The following is a 25,344-nucleotide window of genomic DNA, read 5'->3' on the forward strand; positions in this document are numbered from 1 at the left end:
AGCTGAACTCATTGGCCGACAAGTACATACACGTAGAAGGCGAGTGGAATACATGGCAGGGCACGATGATCTTCGCGCAAGCGGCTCATCTGATGATGATGATCTTCGCGCAAGCGGCTCATCTGATGATGATGGTCTTCGCGCAAGCGGCTCATCACAGCTAGAACGGCACTCCTACGACGTCGTCGTGATCGGTGCCGGTGGAGCGGGTCTGTGCGCAGTGATCGAGGCACGCGAACGCGGCCTCCGAGTGGCGGTGGTGACCAAGTCGTTGTTCGGCAAGGCCCACACCGTGATGGCCGAGGGCGGCTGCGCGGCAGCCATGCGCAACGTCAACACCAAGGACTCGTGGCAGGTGCACTTCGGTGACACCATGCGCGGCGGCAAGTTCCTCAACAACTGGCGGATGGCCGAACTGCACGCGCAGGAGGCCCCCGACCGGGTCTGGGAGCTGGAAACCTATGGCGCGCTGTTCGACCGGACCAAGGACGGCCGGATCAGCCAGCGCAACTTCGGCGGCCACACCTATCCGCGCCTGGCGCACGTCGGTGACCGCACCGGCCTGGAGATCATCCGCACCCTGCAGCAGAAGATCGTCTCGCTGCAGCAGGAGGACAAGGCCGAGCTCGGCGATTACGAGGCCCGCATCAGGGTCTTCCACGAATGCTCGATCACCGAATTGATCTTGGAAGATTCAGGTGGCGCCAAAAGAGTCGCCGGCGCGTTCGGCTACTACCGCGAGACCGGCAATTTCGTACTGTTCGAGGCCCCCGCGATCGTGCTGGCCACCGGCGGTATCGGCAAGTCGTTCAAGGTCTCGTCGAACTCCTGGGAGTACACCGGCGACGGCCACGCACTGGCCCTGCGCGCCGGGTCCGGGCTGATCAACATGGAGTTCATCCAGTTCCATCCCACCGGCATGGTCTGGCCCTTGTCGGTGAAAGGCATCCTGGTCACCGAGGGTGTCCGCGGTGACGGTGGAGTGCTCAAGAACTCCGAGGGCAAGCGGTTCATGTTCGACTACATCCCCTCGGTGTTCAAGGGCCAGTACGCCGAGACCGAGGAAGAAGCCGATCAGTGGCTCAAGGACAACGACTCGGCCCGTCGTACTCCTGACCTGCTGCCCCGCGACGAGGTGGCCCGCGCCATCAACTCCGAGGTGAAGGCGGGCCGCGGCTCGCCCCACGGCGGCGTGTACCTCGACATCGCGTCCCGGATGCCCACCGAGGAGATCAAGCGCCGGTTGCCGTCGATGTATCACCAGTTCATGGAGCTGGCCGAGGTGGACATCACCAAGGACGAGATGGAAGTCGGCCCCACGTGCCACTACGTGATGGGCGGCATCGAGGTCGATCCCGACACCGGCGGTGCGGCCACTCCGGGACTGTTCGCCGCCGGCGAGTGTTCGGGCGGCATGCACGGCTCGAACCGGCTTGGCGGCAACTCACTTTCAGACCTGTTGGTGTTCGGTCGCCGCGCAGGCCTGGGCGCGGCCGACTACGTACAGGCTCTGCCGGAGCGGCCCGCGGTTTCGGAAGCCGCGATCGTCGAGGCCACCGAATTGGCGTTGTCGCCGTTCGAATCCCATGCGACTCCGGAGAATCCGTACACCCTGCACGCCGAGCTGCAGCAGTGCATGAACGATCTGGTCGGCATCATCCGCAAGGCCGACGAGATCGAGGAAGCACTGGCCAAGCTGGCCGAGCTCCGCACCCGCATTCACAACGTCAGCGTCGAGGGCGGGCGCGTCTTCAATCCCGGCTGGCACCTGGCCATCGACATGCGCAACATGCTGCTGGTCAGCGAGTGCGTCGCCAAGGCCGCGCTGGCCCGGACCGAGAGCCGGGGTGGGCACACCCGCGATGACTATCCGGACATGGACGCGAACTGGCGCAACACCCTGCTGGTGTGCCGGGCGACGGGTGAAGACCAGGTGGTTCCGGACGTGACGGTGACGCCCGAGTCCCAGCTGCCCATGCGGGAGGACCTGCTGGCCACGTTCGAAGTGTCCGAACTCGAAAAGTATTACACCGAACAAGAACTGGCCGAACACCCCGATCGGAAGGGCTGACATGGCGGCGTATGACGCGAACCTGCGAGTCTGGCGGGGCGACGACACCGGAGGCGAGCTGCAGGACTACACCGTCGAGGTGAACGACGGCGAGGTGGTGCTCGACATAATCCACCGCCTGCAGGCCACCCAGGCCGGCGATCTGGCGGTGCGGTGGAACTGCAAGGCCGGCAAGTGCGGATCGTGCTCGGCTGAGATCAACGGCCGCCCGCGGCTGATGTGCATGACCCGGATGTCGACGTTCGACCCGGCCGAAACCGTGACGGTGACGCCGCTGCGCACCTTCCCGGTGATGCGCGACCTGGTGACCGACGTGTCGTTCAACTACGAAAAGGCGCGCCAGATCCCGTCGTTCACCCCGCCGAAGGATCTGCAGCCCGGCGAGTACCGCATGCAGCAAGAGGATGTGAACCGCAGCCAGGAGTTCCGGAAGTGCATCGAGTGCTTCCTGTGCCAGAACGTCTGCCACGTGGTGCGCGACCACGAGGAGAACAAGGAAGCCTTCGCCGGCCCGCGGTTCCACATGCGCATCGCGGAGCTGGACATGCACCCGCTCGACGTGGTCGACCGCAAGGACATGGCTCAGGACGAGTTCGGGCTGGGCTACTGCAACATCACCAAGTGCTGCACCGAGGTGTGCCCGGAGAACATCAAGATCACCGACAACGCGCTGATCCCGATGAAGGAGCGCGTCGCCGACCGCAAGTACGACCCGATTGTGTGGTTGGGCAACAAGCTGTTCCGCAAGTAGTCCGTCGAGCGTGCGTTCAGATCGCGATCTCGCTTGAGAATGCGATCTGAGCGCACGCTCGGCGTCGGCTCGGCGGCGTAGGCTCGGAGAGGCAGCCAATCAGCGTCGAAAGGCAGCTTCATGAGCATGGGACAGACTCACAGCATCAACGAGATCCGGACCGCGATCCGGGAACTGTCGGTGCGGGCCGAACTGGCCCGTAAAGAGGGCCGCCCGGGCGATGCGGGCGAGATCGAAGCGCGCATCGCCAAGTATCGCGACGAGCTCGCCGCGCGCCCCTGAGCCGGCCGGTCCGCCGGGAACGTCAGGCGCCGAGCTTGCGGAACGTGCTGCGGTGGAACACGATTGGCGCCACATCGGCATTGACGGTGATATCGCTGACGCGCAGCACCACGATGGTGTGATCGCCGGCCTCCACCAGTTGCTCGATGGTGCTCTCCAGCCACACGCTGGTTCCGTGGATGAACACCGCGCCGGACTCGCGTGACTCGGTCTCCAGGCCGGCGAACCGGTCACCGGTCTTGGCCGCCAAGGTGCGCGCCGCCGCGTCATGGGATTCGCCGAGCACGCTGATGCCCAGTGACGGCAGATCCTTGAGCTTCGGCCAGGTGGTCGAAGAGTTCTGCACGCAGAACGACACCAGCGGCGGATCGAGCGACACCGGCACGAACGTGCTGGCGGCCAAGCCGACCAGGGTGCCCTCTACCTCGGCAGCAATCGCGATGACACCGGACGGAAAGTGGCCGAACGCCTCACGCAGCGATGTCGGGCTCAGTTCTGTTGCACTCATAACATCTCCATCTTCACACAGCCCCAGTCACACCGGCTCCGCACGCCCGTAGCCGTGAGCGGCGGCCACGTCCGGGTGCGCGCGCACCCGGCTTTTCCACGCATTGCGCCCGTACACCGCATAGATGCGGTCATCGGACGGGTCGGTGCTCACGCCCCTTGCTTCGGCCGCGAGGTCTTCGGGCAGCGTCAGCACCGGCAGGGCGGCATCGAGCCGGGGATTGAAGAAGTACGGCACCGATATGCGCTCGGCGGCACTGACCCGCACCCGATGTTCGGTGGCCCGCAGATAGCCGCCGCTGGCGATCTCCAGCATCTCGCCGATGTTGACGATGAAGGCTCCCGGCAGCGGATCGACGTCGACGAACGCGCCGTCACTGCCACGGACCTGAAGGCCACGAGTTCCGGGCTCGGCCAGCAGCAGGGTCAGCACGCCGGCGTCGCGATGTGCGCCGACCCCCTGATCAGTCTCGGCCTGCGCCGGATAACGCACGATCTTGACTAGGGTGGCCGGGGCGTCGGCGAACGCGGCGTCGAACACACCGGGATCCGCGCCGAGGCCGACCGCCCACCGCCGCAACAGCGCACGGCCGACTCGGGCCAGTTCGGCATCCCATTGCGCGATGACCTCGGGAAGTTCCGGCAGTCCCGCAGGCCACTGGTTGGGGCCCTGCAATCGCAGATAGTCCTCGTCGGGATCGGCCAGCGGGGTGCGCTCGGGCCCGATGTCGATCTGTTCGCGCCAATCGACGTGACCACCGGTCAGCTCACCACCCAGCCGCGTGTAGCCCCGGAAGTGCGGGCTGTTGGTCATCGCCACCGCGTCCTTGGCCGCTTGGGGCAACGCGAACAAGCGACGCGCGGCGGCCAGCAGGCGGTCTGACAGTTCGGTCGGAACCCCGTGGCCCGTCAGGTAGAAGAAGCCCACATCATGGGCGACCTGACGGAGCCGCTTCGGCTCGTCGTTCAGATCGACCACCGGCAGGGCGGTGTGCACAGACGTCACTCGGTCCATCATCGTCGTGACCGGCGGCTCGGGCCAGGGTCGCGATCGCGGTGAACACAACCCGGGGCCGGGGCGGTAAGTTGGCGCCCATCATGTGGATTCCGCTTCTGGTGATGGCCGCCGCCGTCAGCCTGGAGCCCTTCCGCATCGGCATGACGGTCGTGATGCTGAACCGGCCGAGACCACTACTGCAACTCTTGGCGTTCCTCATCGGCGGTTTCGCGATGGGCACCACCGTGGGCGTCATCGTGCTGTTCATCTTGCGGCCGGCCCTCGGATCGGCCCATTTCACCCTGCCCAGGGTGCAGCTGGCGGTGGGGGCGGTAGCACTGGTGGCCGCGGCCGTCCTGACCATCGGCCGGCCGGCCGGCATGCTGGGTCCGAGACCCGAGCGGGAACCCGGACCGCTCATGGCACGGGTCCGGGGACTGCTGGGTGGTCATTCACTGTGGACGGCGAGCGCCGCGGGCTTGGGCATCGCACTGCCGTCGGTCGACTATCTCGCCGCGCTCGCCCTCATCGTGGCCTCCGGCGCCGCGGCAGCGACCCAGGTGGGCGCCCTACTGCTGTTCAACGTGGTGGCGTTCGGCCTGGTGGAGATTCCGCTGATCTCCTACCTGCTGGCCCCCGAGCGCACCCGCGCCGCCCTGTCGGCGCTGCACACCTGGCTGCAGACGCAACGCCACCGCAAGGTAGCGGCCGTGGTGGCCACGGTCGGCGCGGTGCTGGTCGTCGTGGGGCTCGTCGGCCTGTGAGTGTGATCGGCGATGCCGCCCGGTCGTTCGTAGTCTGATTACCGCTCCGGAGCTGAACGTATCGCACGACAAACAGCGTCCAGCGCCATGAGGCGGACGGTGTCGACATCGGCCTCCACTTCACCTGTTGCCACGGCCACGAACCCATCGCCGTCATATCTGGTGTGGGGCGGCGTGAGAGCACGCGAAAGTCCGTCGTGCGCACCCTGAGCAACCACGAAGCATGCCGTCTTATCCAGTCGCGCATTGGATATCACGACACCGATCGTCGTATGGACACGGTCCGACGAGTAAGTGAACGGTGGCTTCAGATCCGCGACGCTATCCAGACTCACGGCGGTGTTCCCGCGGTCGACGTCTCCATATGCGTTCACCGCGCACAGCGCACCGACCACCAGATCTCCCAAAACGGTTTCCGCGTACCGGATCCCACCGGGCTTGCGGTCTCCTTCGCCGCGCCAGTGCGATGTGAAGGCACCGACTCCCGCTCCGATCCGCCCCACCGCGAAGCTGGGACCGGTCGCCGACGAGGCGGCCTGGTATCCGTTCTCAGCCGTCGGACGGACCGATGAGTTGCCGACTGCCAGGTCAAATAGAGCCATCGTCGGAACGATGGGAACGAGCCCACCGGGAGTGGGTACGCCGCGTCGTTGTTCCTCGAGGAACCTCATCACCCCGTCGGCAGAAGCCAAACCAAAAGCCGAGCCTCCGGTGAGAAGAACGGCATCGATAGATGTAACCGCCTTGTCCGGAGCCAATGCGTCCAAATCCCGCGTCGCCGGTGCACCACCACGGACCTCCCGCGACGCCACGGCGCCGGGGGGAAGCAGAACAGCCGTACACCCGGTCAGAGACGACTCATCGGTCCAATGACCAACGGACACCCCACCTAACTGCGTGATTTGCGAGTTGACTACCGACATCGTCCCAACGGTACTGACGATGAAGGACCAACCCGTGCGCTCAGGCGTCCAAGCGCGTGAATTCGTCCAGCCGGTACTGCTCGACGCAGGCGGCACGGCGGACCTTGCCGCTCGTCGTCGTGGGAATCGACCCCGGAGGTACGAGGACGAGATCTCCGACGTTCAAACCGTGCGCGTTGGATATCGCGGAGGTGACGTCGCTCTTGATCTCCTTGAGCCAGTGCACCGCCTCGACCGGGGACTCGCCCCGTTTCTTGACCTCGATGACGGTCACCAGCTTCTCGGTGCTGTTCACCGGAACCGAGATCGCCGCGACCCGGCCACCGGTGATCTCTTGGACCGTCGCCTCGATGTCCTCGGGATAGTGATTGCGCCCGCGGATGATCAGCAGGTCCTTGATGCGCCCGACGACGAACAGCGCACCGTGCGAAATGAAGCCCAGGTCACCGGTTTTCAGCCAGGGCCCCGCAGGCGTGCCGGGCGAGGGGTCGACGAGTGTGGCGCCGAAGCATTGGTTCTCCTCGGGGGACCGGCTCCAGTAGCCGGCCGCGACGTTGTCGCCGTGCACCCAGATCTCCCCGACCATGTCCTGCGCGCATTCCGTGTTGGTCTCCCCGTCGACGATGCGCACCACCGGCGACTGCGGGAGCCTGTATTCGACCAGCGCGGAGCCGGTTCCGGCCGCACACCGCCGAACTCGGCCCGCTGCCAACTCATCGACATCGAAGTGAGCGACCTCCGACGAGTCACTCCAGGTGCCGGTCGCCACGAATACCGTTGCCTCGGCGAGCCCGTACGAGGGGCGCAGCATGTCCTCGCGAAAGTTGAAGTGCGCGAACCTGTCTGCGAAACGCTCCAAGGTGGCCGGCTCGACGCGCTCGGCGCCGTTGATGATGCCCGCCACCCCGCCGAGGTCCAGCCCCGCGAGGTCGGCGTCCTTGGTCTTGCGGGCGGCCAGGTCGAAGGCGAAGTTGGGCGCCGCAGAGAAGGCGCAGGGGTTCTCGGCGAGTGCTCGCACCCATCGGGACGGTTTCTCCAGGAACGCCACCGGGCTCGTCAGGGCCGCGGAGTAGCCGCCCAGGATGGGGGCGCAGACACCCAGTACCAAACCCATGTCGTGGTAGAAGGGCAGCCACGAAACGATGGTCATGTTGGCCGGGATCTTGGCGTTGGAATCGGCGAACAAACCGCGCATCAACTGCTCGAAATTCGCCTGCAGGTTGCGGTGCGAGATCATCACGCCGGTGGGCAACCGGGTCGAACCCGAGCTGTACTGCAAATACGCCGTGCTGGGGAACTCGACGGTGCCGCTGTGGGAACTGTGGGTTTCTTCGGCGTCCAGATTCAGCGAATCGATCACGACGATCTTCGGCGCGGTGTTCATGCGCGACTGATCCACGTAGTCCCCGACCTCCTCGGCGGCCGCGGACGTCGTCAGAACCACCGAAGGCTTGGTGTCGACGAAGACCGCACTCACGCGGTCGTGACTCGAGCCGCGATGAGGCATGGGCAGCGGAACCGCCACCAAGCCGGCCTGCATGGAACCCAGGAACGCCAAGATGTACTCGAGGCCCTGCGGAGCCAGAATCACCGCCCGATCACCGACCGACCCGTGAAGGCCGATCTCGCGCGCCACATTCGCCGTCCGGCGGGACAGCTGCGACCACGTCAGGCGCTCGACCACTCCCGCCGGATCAGCCGAATAGTCGGTGAAGCTGAAGGCAATGTCGTCGGGGCGCAGACTGGCACGTCCATGCAGCATCGACAGAATTGATGACTGGGGGCTAGGCATCACAACATCCGTCCATAACTCGTCGAATCCATCGGTTCGGAGACCGCGTCAGCCGTGCGGGTTCAGCACAGACAACGCAGCGTTGGCCAGCTCCGACATCGGATCGGTGCCGCCGCCGAAGGTCGCCTCGTTGGCCGGTGCGGTGACCTCCGCCGGGTCGAAACCGTGTACCGGATCGACCGTGATCGGAGCGGTCGCGGGATCGTCGTTCCGCGAATAACCAGCATCAACCATCGGAAGCAGGATCCCGTCCAGCTGATTGAGCGTGTTCTGGTCATATCCGAGGTACTTGAAGGGCAACACCAGGGGGAGGTGCTCTTCGGGAACCAGGTACGTCGTCGTTGTCGCACCCTTGGAGTTGACCGTCGTTCTGATGTTCTGCGCCGGAACGTTGCTCGGATTGGTGAAGGCAATCGCGGTGTGGCCGGTCGCCAGGCCCGCGATCGCGTTCATCACGCTCATCCAGTTGTCGGGCCGATCCGGCCAGTCGGCGATGCTGTCATAAGCGGAGACGAACTGGTCGGTGTGGTACTGACTCTCCACAGGAGCCGGTATGCGGTAGTCCATGAACGGCACGACGCTGCCGACGGGGAAGTTCTGGGTCAGAAAACTCTCACCGAAGGCATGCTTGGCAATCGGGTCACCGAACGTCGCAAAGCTCAGCTGGTCTGGCGGCGGAGCAGTCGGGTCATTGGCCAGCCGCGACTTCACGGCATTGAGCACGAGCGCTCCCTCGGACAGCCCCATCGCTGTTCCCTTGCCACCGTTACGGATCGCCGTTTCGAGGTTTCCTTCGCCCTCGTCGACAGACTCACCGATGCTCGGCCCGTCGAGACCGATTCCGGGATAGGCCTTTTCACCGAGCGCACCGATCCCGGGGAAGAAACGTTCCAGAGTGTGACCCTGAACCTGACCCGCCGGGTAGTCGACCTTCGTCCGCTTCATCCCGGGGAACCAGTGCTCACCGGTCATCCGGATGTACTCGTCGTACGGAATCCCGAGAACGTGGGCGCCGCCCAAGGCGTACGCGGTTCCTGGGTTTGACGGCGTCCCGGCGGCGGGCCCGCCCGGCGGCGGCGTAGGGGCCGGCGTGTCATCGGCCCATGCATTCCCGAGGACGCCGAAGGATCCGGTGACAGTGGTGGTCACCAACACTGCAAGTCCTGCAAGGAGTTTCTTCATCTCCACACCCGATCGCCCCGCTTCGTTTCGTAGTCTCACACACATCACGCGTGCGCGCTCACCCGTACTTACGCGCGCAAGTTCCTGAGCACTCACGTCCGCTGGTGCCGAACTGCTCCTCACGTGCGCTGGTTCCGAACTGCTCCTCACGTGCGCAACCTCCCACCGGCGGCTTTCGACGGCCACCAGTTCGCCTTACCGACGAGCGCGGCGACGGCCGGCACCGTGATGGTGCGCACCACGAAGGTGTCCAGCAGGATGCCCACACCGATCATGAAGCCGCCCTGCACCACTATGCCGATGGAGGAGAACATCAGACCGGCCACGGACGCGGCGAAGATCAGGCCCGCCGCGGTGATCACGCCGCCGGTCGAACTCAGGGTCCGGATGACGCTGTACCGCGTACTGCGCTGAGATTCGTCGCGCATTCGCGATACCAGCAGCATGTTGTAGTCCGCGCCCACGGCGATGAGCACCACGAAGGCCAATGGCGGCACGCTCCAGTGCAATTGCTGACCGAGCAGGGTCTGGAACACCAGGACGCTGATCCCGAGTGCCGCGAAGTACGAGATCAACACCGACGCGACGAGGTAGAGCGGTGCGACGATCGAACGCAGCAGCAACATCAGGATCAGAAGCACCACGATCAGGGTCGCGGTCATAATGAAGCGGATGTCCTGCTGGTAGTAATCACGCGTATCCCGTAGTGCGGCCGGGAATCCGCCCATCGATATCGAGGCGTCGGCCAGCGTGGTGTTGGGTTGGGCGCCCCGGGCGATGTCCTGGATCTGATTGACCTGATCCATCGCCTCGGAGCTGAACGGGTTCAGCTTGGTCTGGACCAGATACCGCACCGAGCGGCCGTCCGACGAGACGTATGCCGCGGAGGCCTTCTTGAACTCCGGCATGTTCAGCACCTCGGGCGGAATGTTGAACCCCGCCTGCGCCGGATCCGAGGCGTCGTTTCGCATCGTCAACAGGAACGACGAGGCCTGGTCCAGCCCGGCCGAGATGACCTTGATCTGCTTGACGAGTTCGTCCACGCCGCCCGCCACTTCCCGGCTTCCGCCGGCCAGGCGGTTGGCGCCCACCTGCAGATCTTTCAGGCCCGACTGCGGACCACCCGGCTTGTTCAGCCCCATGGCCTTGACGGCCTTGTTGACGCTGGCGAGCGCGGCGTTCAACTTGGTGACCGTGGCGTTGAGAGATTGCTTGTCATCGCCTGCGCCGTTCAGCTGATGAGCCAGATCGTTGATCTGGTCGAGGCTGCCGTCGTTGTTCGCGTCGACGAGCCGCTGAAACTGGACGCGGGTTTCGGCGCAGGACGGGTTCGAATCGCAGACCGCGTTGTTCTGCAGCGCAGCAAGGACCGGATCGATCCAGGCGAAGATGTTCTTGACGGCCGACAGGTTGTATCCCATGGCGTTGGACAGTGCGTTGATGCTCTGCACGAGTTTCGCCGCCGTCGCGACGTCCTTCACCAGTTTGTCGCCGCCGTACTCGGTTCGCACCGACGAGAACGTGTCGACCAGGCCCTGCAGGCTTGGCGCGATCTGGTTGATCTGCGTGCGCACGTCAGCCAGGCTGCCGGCCAGCGTGTTGGCCCCGGCCGCCAGTCGGTTGAGATCGCCCGAGCGCTGATCGATCTGGGTGGAACCGTCGGCCAGACGCGTACCGACGATGCCCGCCTGGAACGTGGCCCGGAACTCCGCGGGCACCTCGCCCAGGGGACGGGAGATGCCGCTGACCAGACCGACGTCGGGCAACTGGGCCACCCGCGAGGCCATCTGCTCCAGGTCCGCCATCCCCCTCGGCGTGCGCAGGTCGTGCGGCGACTGGATCAGGATGTATTCGGGAATCGACTGACTGATCGGGAAATGGCGTTCGACCGCGGCGTATCCGATCGAACTCCCTGCCGACGCCGCCACCACCTTGCGATCGTCGTAGTTGTAGCGCGCGAAGATCGCGGCGCCCGCCAGCAAGGCCAAGATGAGAAGACTGGCCACGAGATGCGGGACCGGCCGGCGCACGATGCGGATTCCCGAACGCCGCCAGAACCGGGCGGTCAGTTCACGCCGCGGTTTCACCCACCCGCGCGGCCCGACCAGCACCAGAATGGCCGGCAGCAGAGTCAGCCCGGCCAGGTAGGCGACGGCGATACCGATCGCCGCGGCCACTCCGACCGTTTTGAACACTCCCATCTTGGTGAAGCTCAGCAGCAGGAAGGTGAGCCCGACTGTCGCCGCGGACGCGGTGATCACCTTCCCGATCGACATCATCGCCGCCCGTACCGCCTGGTCGAAGTCCCTACCCGACCGCAGATAGTCGTGATAGCGGCTGATCAGGAACACCGCGTAATCCGTGCCGGCGCCAGCCATGATCGCGCTCAGAAATACCACGGACTGGTTCGAGACCCCTGCACCCGTCAATTCGGAGAAGCCCGCCACCAGCGCCTGGGCGATGAGCAGGGACGATCCGATGGTCACCAACGGCAGCAGCATCGTGACCGGACTTCGGTAGACCACCAACAACACCGCCAGGACCAGGACCGCGATGGCGATCTCGATCGGGAGCCGATCGTTCTCTCCCGCGACGGTGAGATCGGCAGCGGTGGCCGCGGGGCCGGTGAGGTGGACTGCCACCGGGCTGCCTGCCGTGCTGAGTTTGACCACGTCGGAAACCCGGTTGAACGAGTCCATCGCGCGCGGTGTGCCCAGCTCACCGACCAGGCCCACCGGAAGCACCCAGGTGGTCTTGTCCTTGCTGGTCAGGAACTGTCTCAGCTGTGGGGTGGCGATGAAATCCTGCACGCTCTCGACGTCGGTCACGTCGTCGCGCAGCGAGTCCACCAGCTTGCGATAGGTCGCCTCGTCGGAGGGGCCCAGCCCGTCCTCGTTGATCAGGGCCACCAACAACAGGTTGTTGTTGCCCGATTCGTGGAACGCCTGGGTCATCTTTTCCGCGGTGACACTCGACGGTGCATCGCTGGGCAGAATCGCGAGCGGATGCTTCTGGGCCATGTCGCTCAGCGACGGACATGCCAGTGGCAGGGCCACCAGAAGCGCCACCCAGATCCCGATCACCGCCCAGGGCCACCGGACTACGAAATCGGCCAGCCGTCGCATCTCGCCCTCACCCTCGCGCCCAATTTGCGCATCGCATCGATTTGCTCGCCGCTATGCGACGCGCCCCCAGTGCCCGCTGTCAGCAACCCGAGACGACACCGACCTCATGGCGTCCATGTACCGCGTGACCGACTTCTCCGCGACGGCATTGTCCGGATGCATGATCGCCATGACGGTGCCCTCGCCATACCTGAAGATGTAAATGGTCAATTGGTACGAGAACCGATTGTCCGGATACATCCCGATGTTGTTCGCGAGCCCCAGATCCCCTGCCGCGAGGATAGCGTTGAGCGGAGCGGCGCCGCCGTGCAGGAAATTCGAAACAGGGAAGTTCGGCTGCGGCCAGTTCAACCACGGCGCCAACTCCAAAACGCGGTAGTAAGGCACCCTCGCCATGTCCAGGCCCGAATCGAATGACGCCTGCGCCGCGCCCGCGGCGTCACTGAAAGAGGTTGCTGCGACCGGCACGACAATAGGGATCAGGCCGGTGAACCAGCCCTGTGTCATGAAATTGTCGCCGGCTGTGCGCGAATCCCTCGGCGTGAGTCCGTAATAGGTGAGCGCACCCGTGAACTCATGCTCCACCAGACCCAGGCAGGCGAACAAACCGCCGACGAAACGTGCGCCGGCCGCCGAGCATGCCGCATCGAATCGCTCCGTCTGCGCGGTGTCCATGAGCACCTGGGAACTCCACGCACTGCTCAACGACTTGTCCGGATTTCCAAGCGGCAGCGGGAATTCCGGGAAACCGTCGCGGTTGTTCTCGGCGAAGTCGATCCACGCGCGCACACCCGGCGAATCCAGGGTCAGCGTTGACGTGTATTCGCGTTCGCGGACACAGAAATCGTCGAAGCTCCCGGCTTCGGGGAGTTGAAGTGCTTGCCCACTCCCGCTCATCGCCGAATACATGCCATTGGCTTCCATCATCGTCGTGCCGATCAACGTCGCGTCCCCGTGTACGTGATCCATGGCGGCGAAGAAGGTGAAATGATTCTCGCTCTGAATGATGCCGAAAGTGAAGCAGGCCCATTCCAGGGGATTCGGTATCCCGACGACATGGGCGCGAATTTCGTCGACGGTCATCTGGCCCTGGTCGACGGGCATGAACTCGATATCCGCCGGATCTTCGATCGCACGCCTAACAAATTTGCCGTCTTCGCCCTGTTCGAACCAACTGCGGAATGTGTCGTGCCGACGGAGGTAGGAGTTGACCGCATGATCCATCGCCGCGATATCACACTGCCCGGGCACTTCACAACTGGCGATGATCTGCCGTGAGAAGTTCAGTCCGGCAGAGTTTCTCTCGGAGTAGTTTCTAAGGTGTTGACTCTGCATGTAGCTAACTGGCACCGAGCTGACAGGCGCGCGCTTCGCTGTTTCCTGAGCCGCAGCCGTCGGGTGCCACGAAGTTACCGAGCCCGGGCTCAACGCCCATTCCTCAAGTGCCCCAACAGTTATCTTGCCGATGCGCAAAGCTCACCCTCCCAGTCCGGCCGGCTGTGGCCGTGATCACCCGTGGTTGCCCAACATACCCTCGGTCTGCTGGCAACCGTCCACCCCACCTGACAGCGATACCTACGCCTCACGCGTCACAGGTTCACGTGTAATCATGCGTAGTGCCGTCGGGGGGCGGACAATTTTCGCGAGCGATAAATGTCCCGCGTAATCAACGTGTGACCGCCGATGCAAGGAGGACAACGGCATGGGGACCGCTGAACATCCGATCGAATCGACCCCTCGCTTTGCCATAGTCGGCTACGCGGCGCGTTTTCCTGGGGCGCAGGACACCGACGCGTTCTGGGACGTGTTGCGCGATGGCCGCGACGCGGTGTCGGAGATACCCGCCGACCGCTGGGACGTCGACGAGTTCTTCGACCCCGATCCCGGCGTACCCGGCAAGGTCGTGACCCGCCGTGCGGGGTTCGTCGACGACGTGACCGGATTCGACGCGCCGTTCTTCGGTCTGTCCACCCGCGAAGTGCGGTTGATGGACCCTCAGCATCGGCTACTGCTCGAGACCGCATGGCGGGCAGTGGAGCATTCAGGCACTGCCCCAACGGCTTTGGCTGACACCAACACCGGCGTCTTCGTCGGTTTGGCGACCCACGACTACCTGGGAATGGCCTCCGACGAGCTGACTTACCCCGAGATCGAGGCCTACATGGCCATCGGGACGTCAAACGCGGCGGCAGCCGGCCGGATCAGCTATCGGTTGGGTTTGCAGGGCCCCTCGGTCGCCGTCGACACAGCGTGCAGCTCGTCGCTGGTGGCGATCCATCAGGCATGCCAGGCGTTGACCCTCGGAGAGTGCGACCTCGCACTGGCCGGAGGGGCGAATGTCCTGCTCACACCGGCGACGATGATCACGTTCTCCAGCGCTCACATGCTCGCTCCCGACGGCCGTTGCAAGACGTTCGACGCTGCCGCGGACGGCTACGTCCGCGGCGAGGGCTGCGGCGTCATCGTCATCAAGCGCCTTGAGGACGCGCTCCGCGACGGTGACCGGATCCGGGCCGTGATCCGCGGCAGCGCAATCAACCAGGACGGTGCATCCGGCGGGCTGACCGTACCGAACGGTGTGGCGCAGCAACGGGTCATCAGCGCCGCCCTGAAACGCGCAGGCGTCAAACCCAGCGAAGTCGACTACCTGGAAGCACACGGCACCGGAACTTCGCTGGGTGATCCCATCGAGGCGCAGGCCGCGGGTGCGGTCCTCGGCGCCGGACGCGACGCCGACCGCCCGCTGCTGATCGGCTCGGCCAAGACGAACATCGGACATCTGGAAGCAGCCGCGGGCATCGCGGGCGTCATCAAGGTCATCCTGTCGCTCGAGCACGAGACTCTGCCCAAGCATCTGCACTTCGAGAACCCGTCGCCCCACATCCCGTGGGACCGGCTGGCAGTGGAGGTCGTCAAGGAGTCGACCCCCTGGGCACGCAATGCTCAGCCCCGTATCGCGGGCATCAGCTCGTTCGGCTTCGCCGGGACCAACGCACACGTCATCCTCGAAGAAGCACCGCTTCCCCAGACCGAGCCGGATGTCACGCCGGATGCGGCGAAGTTCAGCGTGCTCCCGCTGTCAGCACGAACCCCGACCGCCCTGGTGCAACTCGCCGACCAGTACCGCGGCTGGTTGACCGCGCATCCGGAGGCCACCTTGGCCGATGTGTGCCTCACGGCCGGAGTCGGACGAGCACACCTCGAGCACCGCGCCGCGCTGGTGGTCAATTCGCGCGAAGCCGCCATCGAGCTGCTCGGCGCGCTGGCGGACGACCGCCCGGCTCCCGGTCTGGTCCGCGGAGAATCCCATGACACCCCGAAGACCGCGTGGCTGTTCACCGGTCAGGGCAGCCAGTACCCCGGCATGGCCCGCGAATTGTTCGACGCAGAGCCGGTGTTCGCCGACACGGTGAAGCGCTGCGCGGCCGCCGTCGCGGATGTTCTCGAAAAGCCCTTGCTGGACGTGATTTTCGACCTCGACAGTCCGGATGCAGAAGAGACGCTGCGGCAGACCTCCTACGCGCAGCCTGCTCTGTTCGCGGTGGAGATGGGCCTGGCACACCTTTGGCAGTCATGGGGCTTCGAGCCCGACGTGGTGCTCGGTCACAGTGTCGGCCAGTACTCGGCGGCCTGCGTGGCGGGCGTGTTCAGCCTCGAAGACGGCGCGCAGCTGATGGCCGAACGCGGTCGTCTCTTCGGCAGCCTGCCTGCCGGCGGCCGCATGGTCGCCGTGTTCGCCCCCGCCGAGCGGGTCGAGAACCTCACCGACGAGTACCCCAGCCTGTCGGTCGCCGCCTACAACGGCGCGAACACCGTATTGTCCGGTCCCGCAGAGGATCTGGAGAAAGCAATCGCGCGGCTGACCGCCGACAACGTCCGCTGTGACTGGCTGGAGACCAGTCACGCCTTCCACTCGGCGCTGCTTGAGCCGATCCTCGACGAGTTCGAGGCATACGCCCAGCGGTTCACCTTCAACCCGCCACAGCGCATCCTCATCGACAATCGCACCGGGACCGCTCTCGGCCGGAGCGTGAAGCTCGACGGTGCGTACTGGCGCCGACACGCGCGCCAACCGGTGGAGTTCGCCAAGAGCGTGGCCACTCTGGCCGATCTGAACTGCAAACTGTTGCTCGAGATCGGGCCGCGACCGGTGCTCACCGCCGCGGCTCTGAGCGCATGGCCGGACCCGGCCACCGCACCGCGGGTCATCACCTCCCTGCGCCGGAACGCCTCCGACCAACGGCAGATCACCGAAGCCGTCGCCGACGCCTACGTTCTCGGCCATCTGCCCGAGTTCGGCGCCTTTCGACAGACACACGCGCGCAAGCTCGATCTGCCCACCTATCCGTTCGAGCACCGCCAGTACTGGTATTCGGACAACCGGGAAGAGCCGAACCAGCAACAGCACGTCGCCGCGCGCACGCAGACCGTCCGGCTTCTCGAGGACGGCCGGATCGACGAACTGGCCGGCCTGCTCGGCGGCTCGGGCGATGATCCGCACACCCTCCAGTTGCTGACCAAGCTTGCGGCGCAACACAATCAACAGCGCACAAGCCATTCCATCGCCGACGACCGCTATGAGATCCGCTGGCAGAAGTCCCCGACTCCCCTGTCGGGCGCAGAGGCCGGCGGGCAGTCCACCTGGCTCCTCATCGGTGCCGACTCTCCGGCGGCCCGTCCGCTGGTCGATGCGCTCACCGCCCGCGGGCAGCACCATCGATTCGTCGCGTTGCCGGCGTCCGACGCCGAAGAGCAGAAGCTCGCCGACACCCTGCGCGCCGCGGCTGCCGACGACCCGTCACTTCGCATCGTGCACATCGCTGCGCTGGAAGCGGACCCGAATTCCGCGACCACCACGTCGATGCGGTCACTGCTGCGGATGCAACACCAGATCCTCGGCGGGACACGGCGGCTCTTCCGAGCCGCGACCACAGCTGAATTGCGCAGGCCCATCTGGCTGGTGACCCATGGCGCACAACGGGTCACCGATGCGGACAGCGTGGCGCCGGATCAAAGCGTCCTGTGGGGATTCGGCCGCGCGGCAGCGCTGGAGGTCCCACAGGTTTGGGGCGGGCTGGCAGACCTCGCCGAAGGCACCGCGGACGAATGGTCCCGGTTCATCGACCGGATCGTGACGGCGCCGGAATCCGCGAGCAGAGAAGACCAGATCGCACTGCGCGACCAGTCGGTCTACGTTCCGAGGCTGGTTCGACGGGCTGACGCGCCCAGCGGTGCACAGCTGCAACTGCGCGATGACGCAACCTATCTCGTGACCGGCGGCCTCGGCTCGATCGGGCTGGAGATTGCCGGTTACCTGGCGGCGAACGGCGCCAAACATCTGGTGCTGACCAGCCGTCGCGCGCCCAGCGATGGCGTACAACAACGCATCGACGCCCTGGCCGCACAACACGGCTGCGACATCAGGGCCGTGACGGCAGATGTCGCCGACGCCCACGGCGTCGCACGGCTGTTGGCGGCAGTACAGGCCGAACTGCCGCCGCTGGGCGGCATCGTCCATGCGGCGGGCGAGATCGGCACCACTCCGCTGAGCAACCTCGACGACGCCGAGATCGACCGCGTATTCGCCGGCAAGGTTTGGGGCGCTTGGCATCTGAGCGAAGCAGCTGCCGACCTCAAGCTCGACTTCTTCATCAGCACCTCGTCCATCGCCTCGGTATGGGGTGGCTTCGGCCAAACCGCCTACAGCGCGGCGAACGCCTTCCTCGACGGTATGGCGTGGCGCCTGCGTGAGCAGGGTGTCTCCGGTGCGAGCGTCAACTTCGGCCCCTGGTCCGCAGGCATGGCGGATGCGGAGTCCCGGGCCCGGCTCGACCAACGCGGCGTCCGGACGCTGTCCCCCGCCGATGCGCTCGCGGGTCTGGCCGACGCCGTGGCGTCGTCCGCGGCAGCCGGGCCGGCCCAAGGAATCGTCGCCCGGATCGACTGGTCCCGGTTCCTGCCGCTGTACCAGCAGGCAGGCCGGCGGGGCTACCTGGCCGAGTTGGAGAGCGAGCTGCCGGCGCACCTCACGGACGTGTCCTCACCGGCCACGGCCTCCGGCAAGACCGAGCTGGTCGACCAGTTGACGAATGCCCCTGTCCAGCAACGCAAGAGGCTGCTGACCGACTACCTGCGCAACGCTGTCGCGGAGGTGACGCGGGTGGACGCCGCGGAGATCCGCGAGGATGCCGGATTCTTCGATCTCGGCATGGACTCGCTGATGGCCGTGGAACTGCGCCGCCGCATGGAGCAGGGCGTGGGCAAGGAGATCCCGGTCACCCTGGTGATGGACCATCCGCGACTGTCCGACGCGGCCGACTACCTGCTGGGCGAGGTGCTCGGCCTCAGTGAGCAGAAGTCCGGTCCGGCGCCGGCATCAGTGGCGGCGGCACGCACCGACGAGCCGATCGCCGTCGTCGCGGTGTCATGCCGGTTCCCCGGTGCCCCGAACCCCGAGGCTTTCTGGGAGGTGCTGTCCGGCGGCGTCGATGCCATCCGGGAAGTCCCCGAGGATCGATTCGACATCGACGAGTACTTCGACGCGGATCCGGATGCTCCCGGCAAGACCTACACGCGGTTCGGCGGATTCCTCGACGGCATCGACGGATTCGACCCCGAGTTCTTCGGGATCTCCCCGCGCGAGGCGGTTTGGATCGAGCCGCAGCAGCGGCTCATGCTCGAAACGGTGTGGGAAGGCCTCGAAAGGGCCGGCCACTCGCCCGAGGCCCTGCGCGGCAGCCGAACCGGCGTGTTCGTGGGGGTGGCGGCCAACGAGTACGCGCACCTGCTGTCGTCGGAACCGATCGAGAAGATCGAACCTCACTTCATCACCGGCAATGCGCTCAACGCGATCTCCGGCCGCGTCGCCTTCGCGCTCGGATTCGAGGGACCGGCGGTGGCGATCGACACCGCATGCAGCTCGGCGTTGGTGGCAGTCCATCAGGCCTGCCAGGCCCTGCACTCCGGCGATTGCGACATGGCTTTGGCCGGCGGTGTGAATGTCCTGCTGAGTCCGGTGACAGTGGTCGCCGCATCCCGCGCCAGGATGCTGTCGCCCGTCGGACGATGCAAGACCTTCGACGAATCCGCCGACGGCTACGTCCGCAGTGAGGGCTGCGGAATTCTCGTCCTCAAGCGGCTGAGCGACGCACAGCGCGACGGCGACAACATCTGCGCGGTCATCCCCGCCAGCGCCGTCAACCAGGACGGTGCATCCAGCGGGCTGACCGTGCCCAATGGTGGTGCCCAGCAACGTCTTATCGGCACGGTGTTGAGCCGGGCCGGCCTCAACGGCGGAGACGTGGACTACCTGGAGGCGCACGGAACCGGTACCCCACTGGGTGATCCCATCGAGGTACAGGCCGCCGCCGCTGCCTACGGTGTCTCACGTGACGCCGACCGGCCGCTGCTGATGGGTTCGGTGAAGACCAACATCGGCCACACCGAGTCGGCCTCCGGCGCGGCCGGCCTGATCAAGGTCGTGTTGTCGCTGCAGCACGAGACCCTGCCGCAGAGCCTGCATTTCGAGAATCCGTCACCGCACATCCCGTGGGACTCCCTGCCCGTGCGGGTCGTGGACAAGGCGATCCCGTGGCTGGCCGACGGCAGGCCCCGGCGGGCCGGCGTGAGTTCCTTCGGATTCACCGGTACGAACGCACACGTTCTCGTCGAGGAGGCGCCGCCACAGCCTGTCTCCGCCGAGGAAGATCTCGCGAACGGTGCCTTGACGGAATCCACTGCGGAAACTCGGCCGGAACAGGTTGAGGTGCTGACACTGTCCGCACGGTCACCGGAAGCACTGGCGGCCTTGGCGCAGCGCTACGAGGCCTGGCTGGGCACGCACCCCGATGTCGACCTCGCCGACCTGTGCCTCACCGCGGGCATGGGCCGTTCACACTTCGAACACCGTGCAGCCCTCGTGGTTGATTCGGTGGCCGATGCCCGTGCCGGCCTGGCCGAACTGGCCGAGAACCGCCTGCGACACGGCGTCACCCGTGGCGAGCGTCCGCACCACCCGATGACGGCGTGGCTGTTCACCGGGCAGGGCAGCCAGTACGCCGGCATGGCGCGTGAGTTGTTCGACACCGAACCGGTTTTCGCCGAAACGGTCACCCGTTGCGCGGACGCGGTGAAGGACATGCTGGCGCAACCGTTGCTCGAGGTGTTGTTCGCCGACAATCGCGAAACCGGCGGCAAGGCGGGAGAAACGTTGCGGCACACCTCATTTGCCCAGCCCGCGATCTTCGCAGTCGAGATGGGCCTGGCGCGCCTGTGGCAGTCGTGGGGCATCGAGCCCGACGTGGTGCTCGGTCACAGCGTCGGCCAGTACGCCGCGGCATGCGTGGCCGGGGTGTTCAGCCTCGAGGACGGCGCCCGGCTGATGGCCGAGCGCGGGCGGCTGTTCGGCAGCCTGCCCGAAGGCGGGCGGATGGTGGCGGTGTTCGCCGACCCCAAGCACGTCGAGCAGATCGCCGGCCAGTTCCCGCGGGTCTCGGTGGGCGCCTACAACGGACCCAACACCGTGCTCTCAGGTCCGGGCGAGGATCTCGAGCAGATCGTCGAGAAGTTCGGCGAAGAGGCGATCCGTTGCACCTGGCTGGAGACCAGCCACGCCTTCCACTCGGAACTGCTGGACCCGGTACTCGACGAATTCGAGTCCTACGCAGCGCAGTTCCAATTCGCGCGGCCGACACTGCCGCTGGTCTGCAACCGCACCGGCGCCGTGCTCACCGCCCAGACGCCGCTCGACGCACAGTACTGGCGCAAGCATTCCCGCCAGCCGGTGCAGTTCTCCGAGAGTGTGCGCACCGTGGCCGCGCTGGGCTGCTCGATTCTGATGGAGATCGGCCCGCAGCCGGTCCTGACCGGTGCCGCGGTGCAGGTCTGGCCGGAACACCTGGCGGCGCCACGAGCCATCGTCTCGATGCGCAAGGGCGTCAGCGATCGTCGTCAGATCGCCGACGCGCTGGCCGCCGCCTACGTCGGCGGTCACGGACCCGATTTCACCGCACTGCATCGCGGGCTCCACCGCAGGCTCGAGTTGCCGACATACCCGTTCCAACGACGTCGCTTCTGGCCCAAGGGGACCGGGATCACCACCGATGTCAACGGGCCCGTGGGATCAGGAATCCTCGGCAGCGGTAAGGACCTCGCCTCCGGCGATTCGGTCTACACCAGCCGGTTGTCGGTCAAATCGCAGCCATGGCTCTCCGATCACGTCATCTACGGCACCGTGGTCGTCCCCGGCGCCACCTATGCGGCGATGGCGCTGGCCGCGGTCGGAACTCCGGCCCACGCCAAGGACGTCTTCTTCTACGAGCCCATCATCTTGCCCGAGAAGAGTTCTCGCGAGGTGCAGCTCTCGTTGCATCCGCTCGACGAGGGCGGCGGATGGAAGTTCCAGGTGCACAGCCGTCCCTACGGGGACCGGACCTCCGACTGGTCGCTGAATGCCGAAGGCACCGTGGTGTCCGGAGTCCCCGATGTCGACAGCGAGCAGGCCACCGAGCAGTCCGATCCGGTCGACGAGGCGATCGAGCGCCTGGAACGCATGCGTCCGCAGGAGTTGTTCGAGACGTTCGCCGACCTGGAACTGGCATGGGGCCCGACGTGGTCCGGATCTCTGAAGTCGTTGTGGCTCGGCGAAGGTGAGGCGATCGGCGACATCCTGGTCGGCGAAGAACTCGCCGAACAACTGGGAACCGAGCCGATGCACCCGGTGCTGATGGACCTGTGCACGGGCGTCGCCTTCCCTGCGTTCCCGGCCCTCCTCGCGGCCGAGCAGGGCGTCAACGACCTGTTCCTGCCGCTGCGGTACGGGCAGGTGACGTTGAAGGAGAAGATGCCCCGGCGGTTCTACTGCCGTGCTCGGTGGCATGAGAGTGCCCTGGACAGCGAAACGCAGGTCTTCGATCTCGACTACCTCGATCGGGATGGCCATTACCTGGGCGGGGTTCGGGAGTTCACGGTCAAGCGCGCGCCCCGCGAGGCGTTGCTCCGTGGCCTCGGTGGTGACGCCACCCGGCTGCTGTACACGCTCGGCTGGCACGAGGTCCCGGTGCCGTCCATCGACGACGCGGCGGCCTCCGAAAGCCCAACCGGTACTTGGCTGATCGCTGGTTTCGACGAGTTGGCCGCCAAGGTTCCGGGCTGCATCCCGTTCGATCGCAACACCGACCCCGAACTCCTCGGGCAGGTACTGGCACAGGCCTTCGAGCGCGGTCTGCCGTTCTCCGGTGTCGTCTGGCGCGCTACCGCGCCGGGCCCACAGGAGTCGAGCGCTGACAGTCAGGCGCGACTCGAGAGCGAGATCGCCAACCTGCTCAGTGCGGTGCACACCGTGCAGGGCGGTGGCGTGAAGCTTCCGAACGGCCTTCTGATCGTCACCGAGCACGCCGTCGCCACCGAATCGGGTGAGCCGGTCGATCCGGTCCAGGCCGCGCTGTGGGGATTCGGACGCACCACGATCAACGAGGAGCCGGCGCTGCGCGCCAAACTCGTCGATTGCGACGGATCGCCCGAGGCCGTGCAGGCATTGGCCAACCTGTTGGTGACGCCGGTTGAAGAGCCGGAAATCGCGGTGCGGCAAGGCAAGCTACTGGCTTCGCGGTTGTTGCCGTGGGCACGTAGCGGGCATCTCACGGTGCCGCGCGGGAGCGATTACGTCCTGGCCCCCACCGAACGCGGCGCGATCGACAACCTGCGGATCACCGAGAAGGAGGTGCCGGCACCAGACGAGGGCTATGTACAGGTCCGGGTCGAGGCCGCCGGCCTCAACTTCCGGGACGTCCTCAACGTGCTGGGGCTCTACCCGGGTGATCCCGGACCGATTGGTGGCGACTTCGCCGGTGTCGTCACGCAATTGGGTGAGGGCGTCACCGGCGTCAAGGTGGGCCAGCGGGTCTACGGCTCCATGCAGGGCGCTTTCGGCAGCCGGTTCAACGTGCCGGAACAGTTCCTGGCACCGATTCCCGACGGGATCAGCGCGGTCGAGGCCGCCACGATTCCCGCTGCGGCGCTGACCGTCCGGCTCGCGTTCGACTGGGCGCAACTCAAGCCCGGCGACCGGGTGCTCGTCCACGCCGCCAGTGGTGGAGTGGGATTGGCCGCCATCCAGATGGCGCAGCAATGCGGCGCCGAGGTCTACGCGACGGCGAGCACGTTCAAACGAGCAACGCTGCGCAAGCTCGGCGTCAAGTATGTGTACGACTCGCGGACAACCGATTTCGCCGATCAGATCCTCGCGGACACCGGCGGCGCGGGTGTGGATGTCGTACTCAACTCGCTGACCAGCGAAGGGTTCGTCGAAGCGACCGTGCGGGCCACCGCCAAGAACGGCCGCTTCGCCGAGATCGCCAAGCGCGACATCTGGACCGCGGAGCAGATGGCCGAGGCCCGACCCGACATCGCCTACGAGATCGTGGCGCTGGACACGGTGATGTTCACTGAGCCCGAGCGCATCCGGACCTTGCTCACGGAGATATCGGAAGGGTTGGCCGCAGGTGTCTACTCCTCGCACGAGCGCTCGAGCGAGCGCTCGTCGGTAGCCGTCGACTCCTCGCGCGAGCGCTCGTCGGTAGCCGAGTGGAGGCCCTTACCCGCCGAGATCTACCCGCTGACCGAGGCCAGGACGGCGTTCCGACGCATGCAGCAGGCCAGGCATATCGGCAAGATCGTGTGCCAGATGCCGAGTCCGCTGCAGCCGAAGACCGATCGGAGCTACCTGATCACCGGCGGGCTCGGTGCGATCGGTCTGCACACCGCGTCGTATCTGGCGCAGCTGGGTGCCGGGGACATCGTCCTGACCAGCCGCCGCACGCCCGACGCGGATGCGCAACGGCTGATCGACGAGATCACCGAGCGCTACAAGACCCGCATCCACGTATTCACCGCCGATGTCGGTGAGGAATCCGAGGTGTCCCAGCTGCTGAACCGGATCCGCGCGGAATTGCCACCGCTTGCCGGTGTCGCACATCTGGCGGGCGTGCTCGATGACGCGCTGCTCGGTCAGCAGAGCGTCGAGCGTTTCCGGACGACGTTGGCCCCCAAGGCCTTCGGTGCCGACTACCTGGACCGGCTGACTAAGAACGACGAGCTGGACTTCTTCATCGTCTCCTCCTCGGTGTCGAGCCTGTTCGGTTCACCCGGTCAGGCCAACTACGCGACGGCCAATGCGCTGCTCGACGGTCTGATCGCGCAGCGGCGGGCGCAGGGCCTGCCTGCCACGGGTATCAACTTCGGTCCCTGGGGACAGGGCGGCATGGCGTCCTCGGAGGCCGCGACCGCGAATATCAGTGCACAGGGCCTGATTCCGCTGGATCCCTCGGCAGCACTCTCCGCGCTTGCCGAGGTGGTCGCCAACGGCACCGGCCAGGCCACCGTCATCAAGGCGAACTGGCAGCGGGCCGCGAAGGTGCTGGGCAGCCAGCGGCCACCGATCCTCGATCTGGTGTTGCCGAGTGCCGTCGGTGAGGTCGTCGGTGACAGCGAGGTCCTCAAGCAGCTGCTCGAGATCCCGGTGCCACAGCGTGCCGGATTCGTGACGGAGTTCCTGCAGAAGGAGGTGCAGAACTTCCTGCGCCTGGCCTCTCCGCCCGCAGCGACCAGCCGCTTCCTGGATCTCGGCACGGACTCGCTGATGGCGATCGAGCTCCGCAACCGGCTGCACAGTCAGTTCGGCGGCAAGTTCACGCTCAACGCGACGGCGGTCTTCGACTACCCGACCATCGGCGGACTCGCCGAGTATCTGGTGGGTCAGTTGCCCGACGCGGAATCGCCGGCATCCCCTCAGGCGCCGGCGGAATCGCCGGAGGCGTCACAGCAGGAGGCCGAGGAGCCACTCGCTGCGGAGGCGGCAGCGGACTAACCTCCGCGAGCAGACGCAAACCTGCCCCAAATCGCTTGATTTGGGGCAGGTTTGCGTCTGCTCGGCAAGAGAAAGTGCGGGGGAG

Annotated in this window: 13 protein-coding genes; 6 read left to right on the forward strand and 7 right to left on the reverse strand. The window is 65.9% G+C overall.

Going from position 1 to position 25,344, the window contains the following annotated elements; genetic code table 11:
* Window positions 1-11: 11 nt before the first annotated feature.
* The 4 genes from H977_RS35140 to H977_RS35145 all read left to right on the forward strand — a co-directional run bounded on the left by H977_RS35140 (window position 12) and on the right by H977_RS35145 (window position 3,104).
* Window positions 12-164, forward strand: coding sequence for a hypothetical protein (locus tag H977_RS35140; RefSeq protein ID WP_155946468.1), 153 nt, complete (start codon window positions 12-14; stop codon window positions 162-164).
* 23 nt (window positions 165-187) lie between these two features.
* Entirely contained in the window at window positions 188-2,071 is a 1,884-nt protein-coding gene (locus H977_RS0102235) for a fumarate reductase/succinate dehydrogenase flavoprotein subunit (RefSeq protein ID WP_029106323.1), read from the forward strand.
* 1 nt (window position 2,072) lies between these two features.
* A complete protein-coding gene (locus H977_RS0102240) occupies window positions 2,073-2,822 on the forward strand; it encodes a succinate dehydrogenase/fumarate reductase iron-sulfur subunit (protein ID WP_029106324.1) in 750 nt (249 codons plus the stop codon).
* A gap of 120 nt (window positions 2,823-2,942) precedes the next feature.
* Window positions 2,943-3,104, forward strand: a complete 162-nt coding sequence (locus H977_RS35145; RefSeq protein WP_155946469.1) for a hypothetical protein — start codon at window positions 2,943-2,945, stop codon at window positions 3,102-3,104.
* Between the two features lie 22 nt (window positions 3,105-3,126).
* On the opposite strand, the gene H977_RS0102250 is transcribed toward H977_RS35145, so the two are convergent.
* Both H977_RS0102250 and H977_RS0102255 read right to left on the reverse strand, forming a co-directional pair.
* On the reverse strand, window positions 3,127-3,612 hold the full coding sequence (locus H977_RS0102250; RefSeq protein WP_029106325.1) for a flavin reductase family protein: 486 nt from the start codon (window positions 3,610-3,612) through the stop codon (window positions 3,127-3,129).
* A 27-nt stretch (window positions 3,613-3,639) separates the two neighbouring features.
* Window positions 3,640-4,617 carry a 2-oxoglutarate and iron-dependent oxygenase domain-containing protein gene (locus H977_RS0102255; protein ID WP_029106326.1) on the reverse strand — a complete coding sequence of 326 codons (978 nt, stop codon included), beginning with the start codon at window positions 4,615-4,617 and terminating at the stop codon, window positions 3,640-3,642.
* A gap of 92 nt (window positions 4,618-4,709) precedes the next feature.
* Here H977_RS0102255 and H977_RS0102260 point away from each other — a divergent pair, with 92 nt between their 5' ends.
* Window positions 4,710-5,372, forward strand: a complete 663-nt coding sequence (locus tag H977_RS0102260; protein ID WP_029106327.1) for a GAP family protein — start codon at window positions 4,710-4,712, stop codon at window positions 5,370-5,372.
* 38 nt (window positions 5,373-5,410) lie between these two features.
* Here H977_RS0102260 and H977_RS0102265 read toward each other — a convergent pair whose 3' ends face one another.
* From H977_RS0102265 to H977_RS0102285, 5 genes are all read right to left on the reverse strand, one after another.
* Entirely contained in the window at window positions 5,411-6,295 is an 885-nt protein-coding gene (locus tag H977_RS0102265) for a P1 family peptidase (protein ID WP_036474792.1), read from the reverse strand.
* Window positions 6,296-6,335: 40 nt separating this feature from the next.
* Window positions 6,336-8,087, reverse strand: a complete 1,752-nt coding sequence (locus tag H977_RS0102270; RefSeq protein WP_081681576.1) for an AMP-binding protein — start codon at window positions 8,085-8,087, stop codon at window positions 6,336-6,338.
* Between the two features lie 48 nt (window positions 8,088-8,135).
* Window positions 8,136-9,269 carry an acyltransferase PE gene (pe, locus tag H977_RS0102275; protein ID WP_036474974.1) on the reverse strand — a complete coding sequence of 378 codons (1,134 nt, stop codon included), beginning with the start codon at window positions 9,267-9,269 and terminating at the stop codon, window positions 8,136-8,138.
* Between the two features lie 146 nt (window positions 9,270-9,415).
* The gene (locus H977_RS0102280) at window positions 9,416-12,394 is read right to left on the reverse strand and encodes an MMPL/RND family transporter (protein ID WP_029106331.1); all 2,979 of its coding nucleotides are present in this window, start codon (window positions 12,392-12,394) and stop codon (window positions 9,416-9,418) included.
* A 51-nt stretch (window positions 12,395-12,445) separates the two neighbouring features.
* The gene (locus H977_RS0102285) at window positions 12,446-13,867 is read right to left on the reverse strand and encodes a condensation domain-containing protein (protein WP_029106332.1); all 1,422 of its coding nucleotides are present in this window, start codon (window positions 13,865-13,867) and stop codon (window positions 12,446-12,448) included.
* 229 nt (window positions 13,868-14,096) lie between these two features.
* Between H977_RS0102285 and H977_RS0102290 the strand changes: the two genes are divergently transcribed.
* On the forward strand, window positions 14,097-25,259 hold the full coding sequence (locus H977_RS0102290) for a type I polyketide synthase (RefSeq protein WP_029106333.1): 11,163 nt from the start codon (window positions 14,097-14,099) through the stop codon (window positions 25,257-25,259).
* Window positions 25,260-25,344: the final 85 nt, after the last annotated feature.

Source organism: Mycobacterium sp. URHD0025 (genome assembly GCF_000426065.1).
GTDB lineage: Bacteria > Actinomycetota > Actinomycetes > Mycobacteriales > Mycobacteriaceae > Mycobacterium.

Excerpts from the sequence above, each read along its gene's own strand:
- H977_RS0102240 (WP_029106324.1), top strand. The coding sequence starts at position 2,073 with ATGGCGGCGTATGACGCGAACCTGCGAGTCTGGCGGGGCGACGACACC.
- H977_RS35145 (WP_155946469.1), top strand. The coding sequence starts at position 2,943 with ATGAGCATGGGACAGACTCACAGCATCAACGAGATCCGGACCGCGATC.
- H977_RS0102250 (WP_029106325.1), bottom strand. The coding sequence starts at position 3,612 with ATGAGTGCAACAGAACTGAGCCCGACATCGCTGCGTGAGGCGTTCGGC.
- H977_RS0102260 (WP_029106327.1), top strand. The coding sequence starts at position 4,710 with ATGTGGATTCCGCTTCTGGTGATGGCCGCCGCCGTCAGCCTGGAGCCC.
- H977_RS0102265 (WP_036474792.1), bottom strand. The coding sequence starts at position 6,295 with ATGTCGGTAGTCAACTCGCAAATCACGCAGTTAGGTGGGGTGTCCGTT.
- H977_RS0102270 (WP_081681576.1), bottom strand. The coding sequence starts at position 8,087 with ATGCCTAGCCCCCAGTCATCAATTCTGTCGATGCTGCATGGACGTGCC.
- pe (WP_036474974.1), bottom strand. The coding sequence starts at position 9,269 with ATGAAGAAACTCCTTGCAGGACTTGCAGTGTTGGTGACCACCACTGTC.
- H977_RS0102280 (WP_029106331.1), bottom strand. The coding sequence starts at position 12,394 with ATGCGACGGCTGGCCGATTTCGTAGTCCGGTGGCCCTGGGCGGTGATC.
- H977_RS0102290 (WP_029106333.1), top strand. The coding sequence starts at position 14,097 with ATGGGGACCGCTGAACATCCGATCGAATCGACCCCTCGCTTTGCCATA.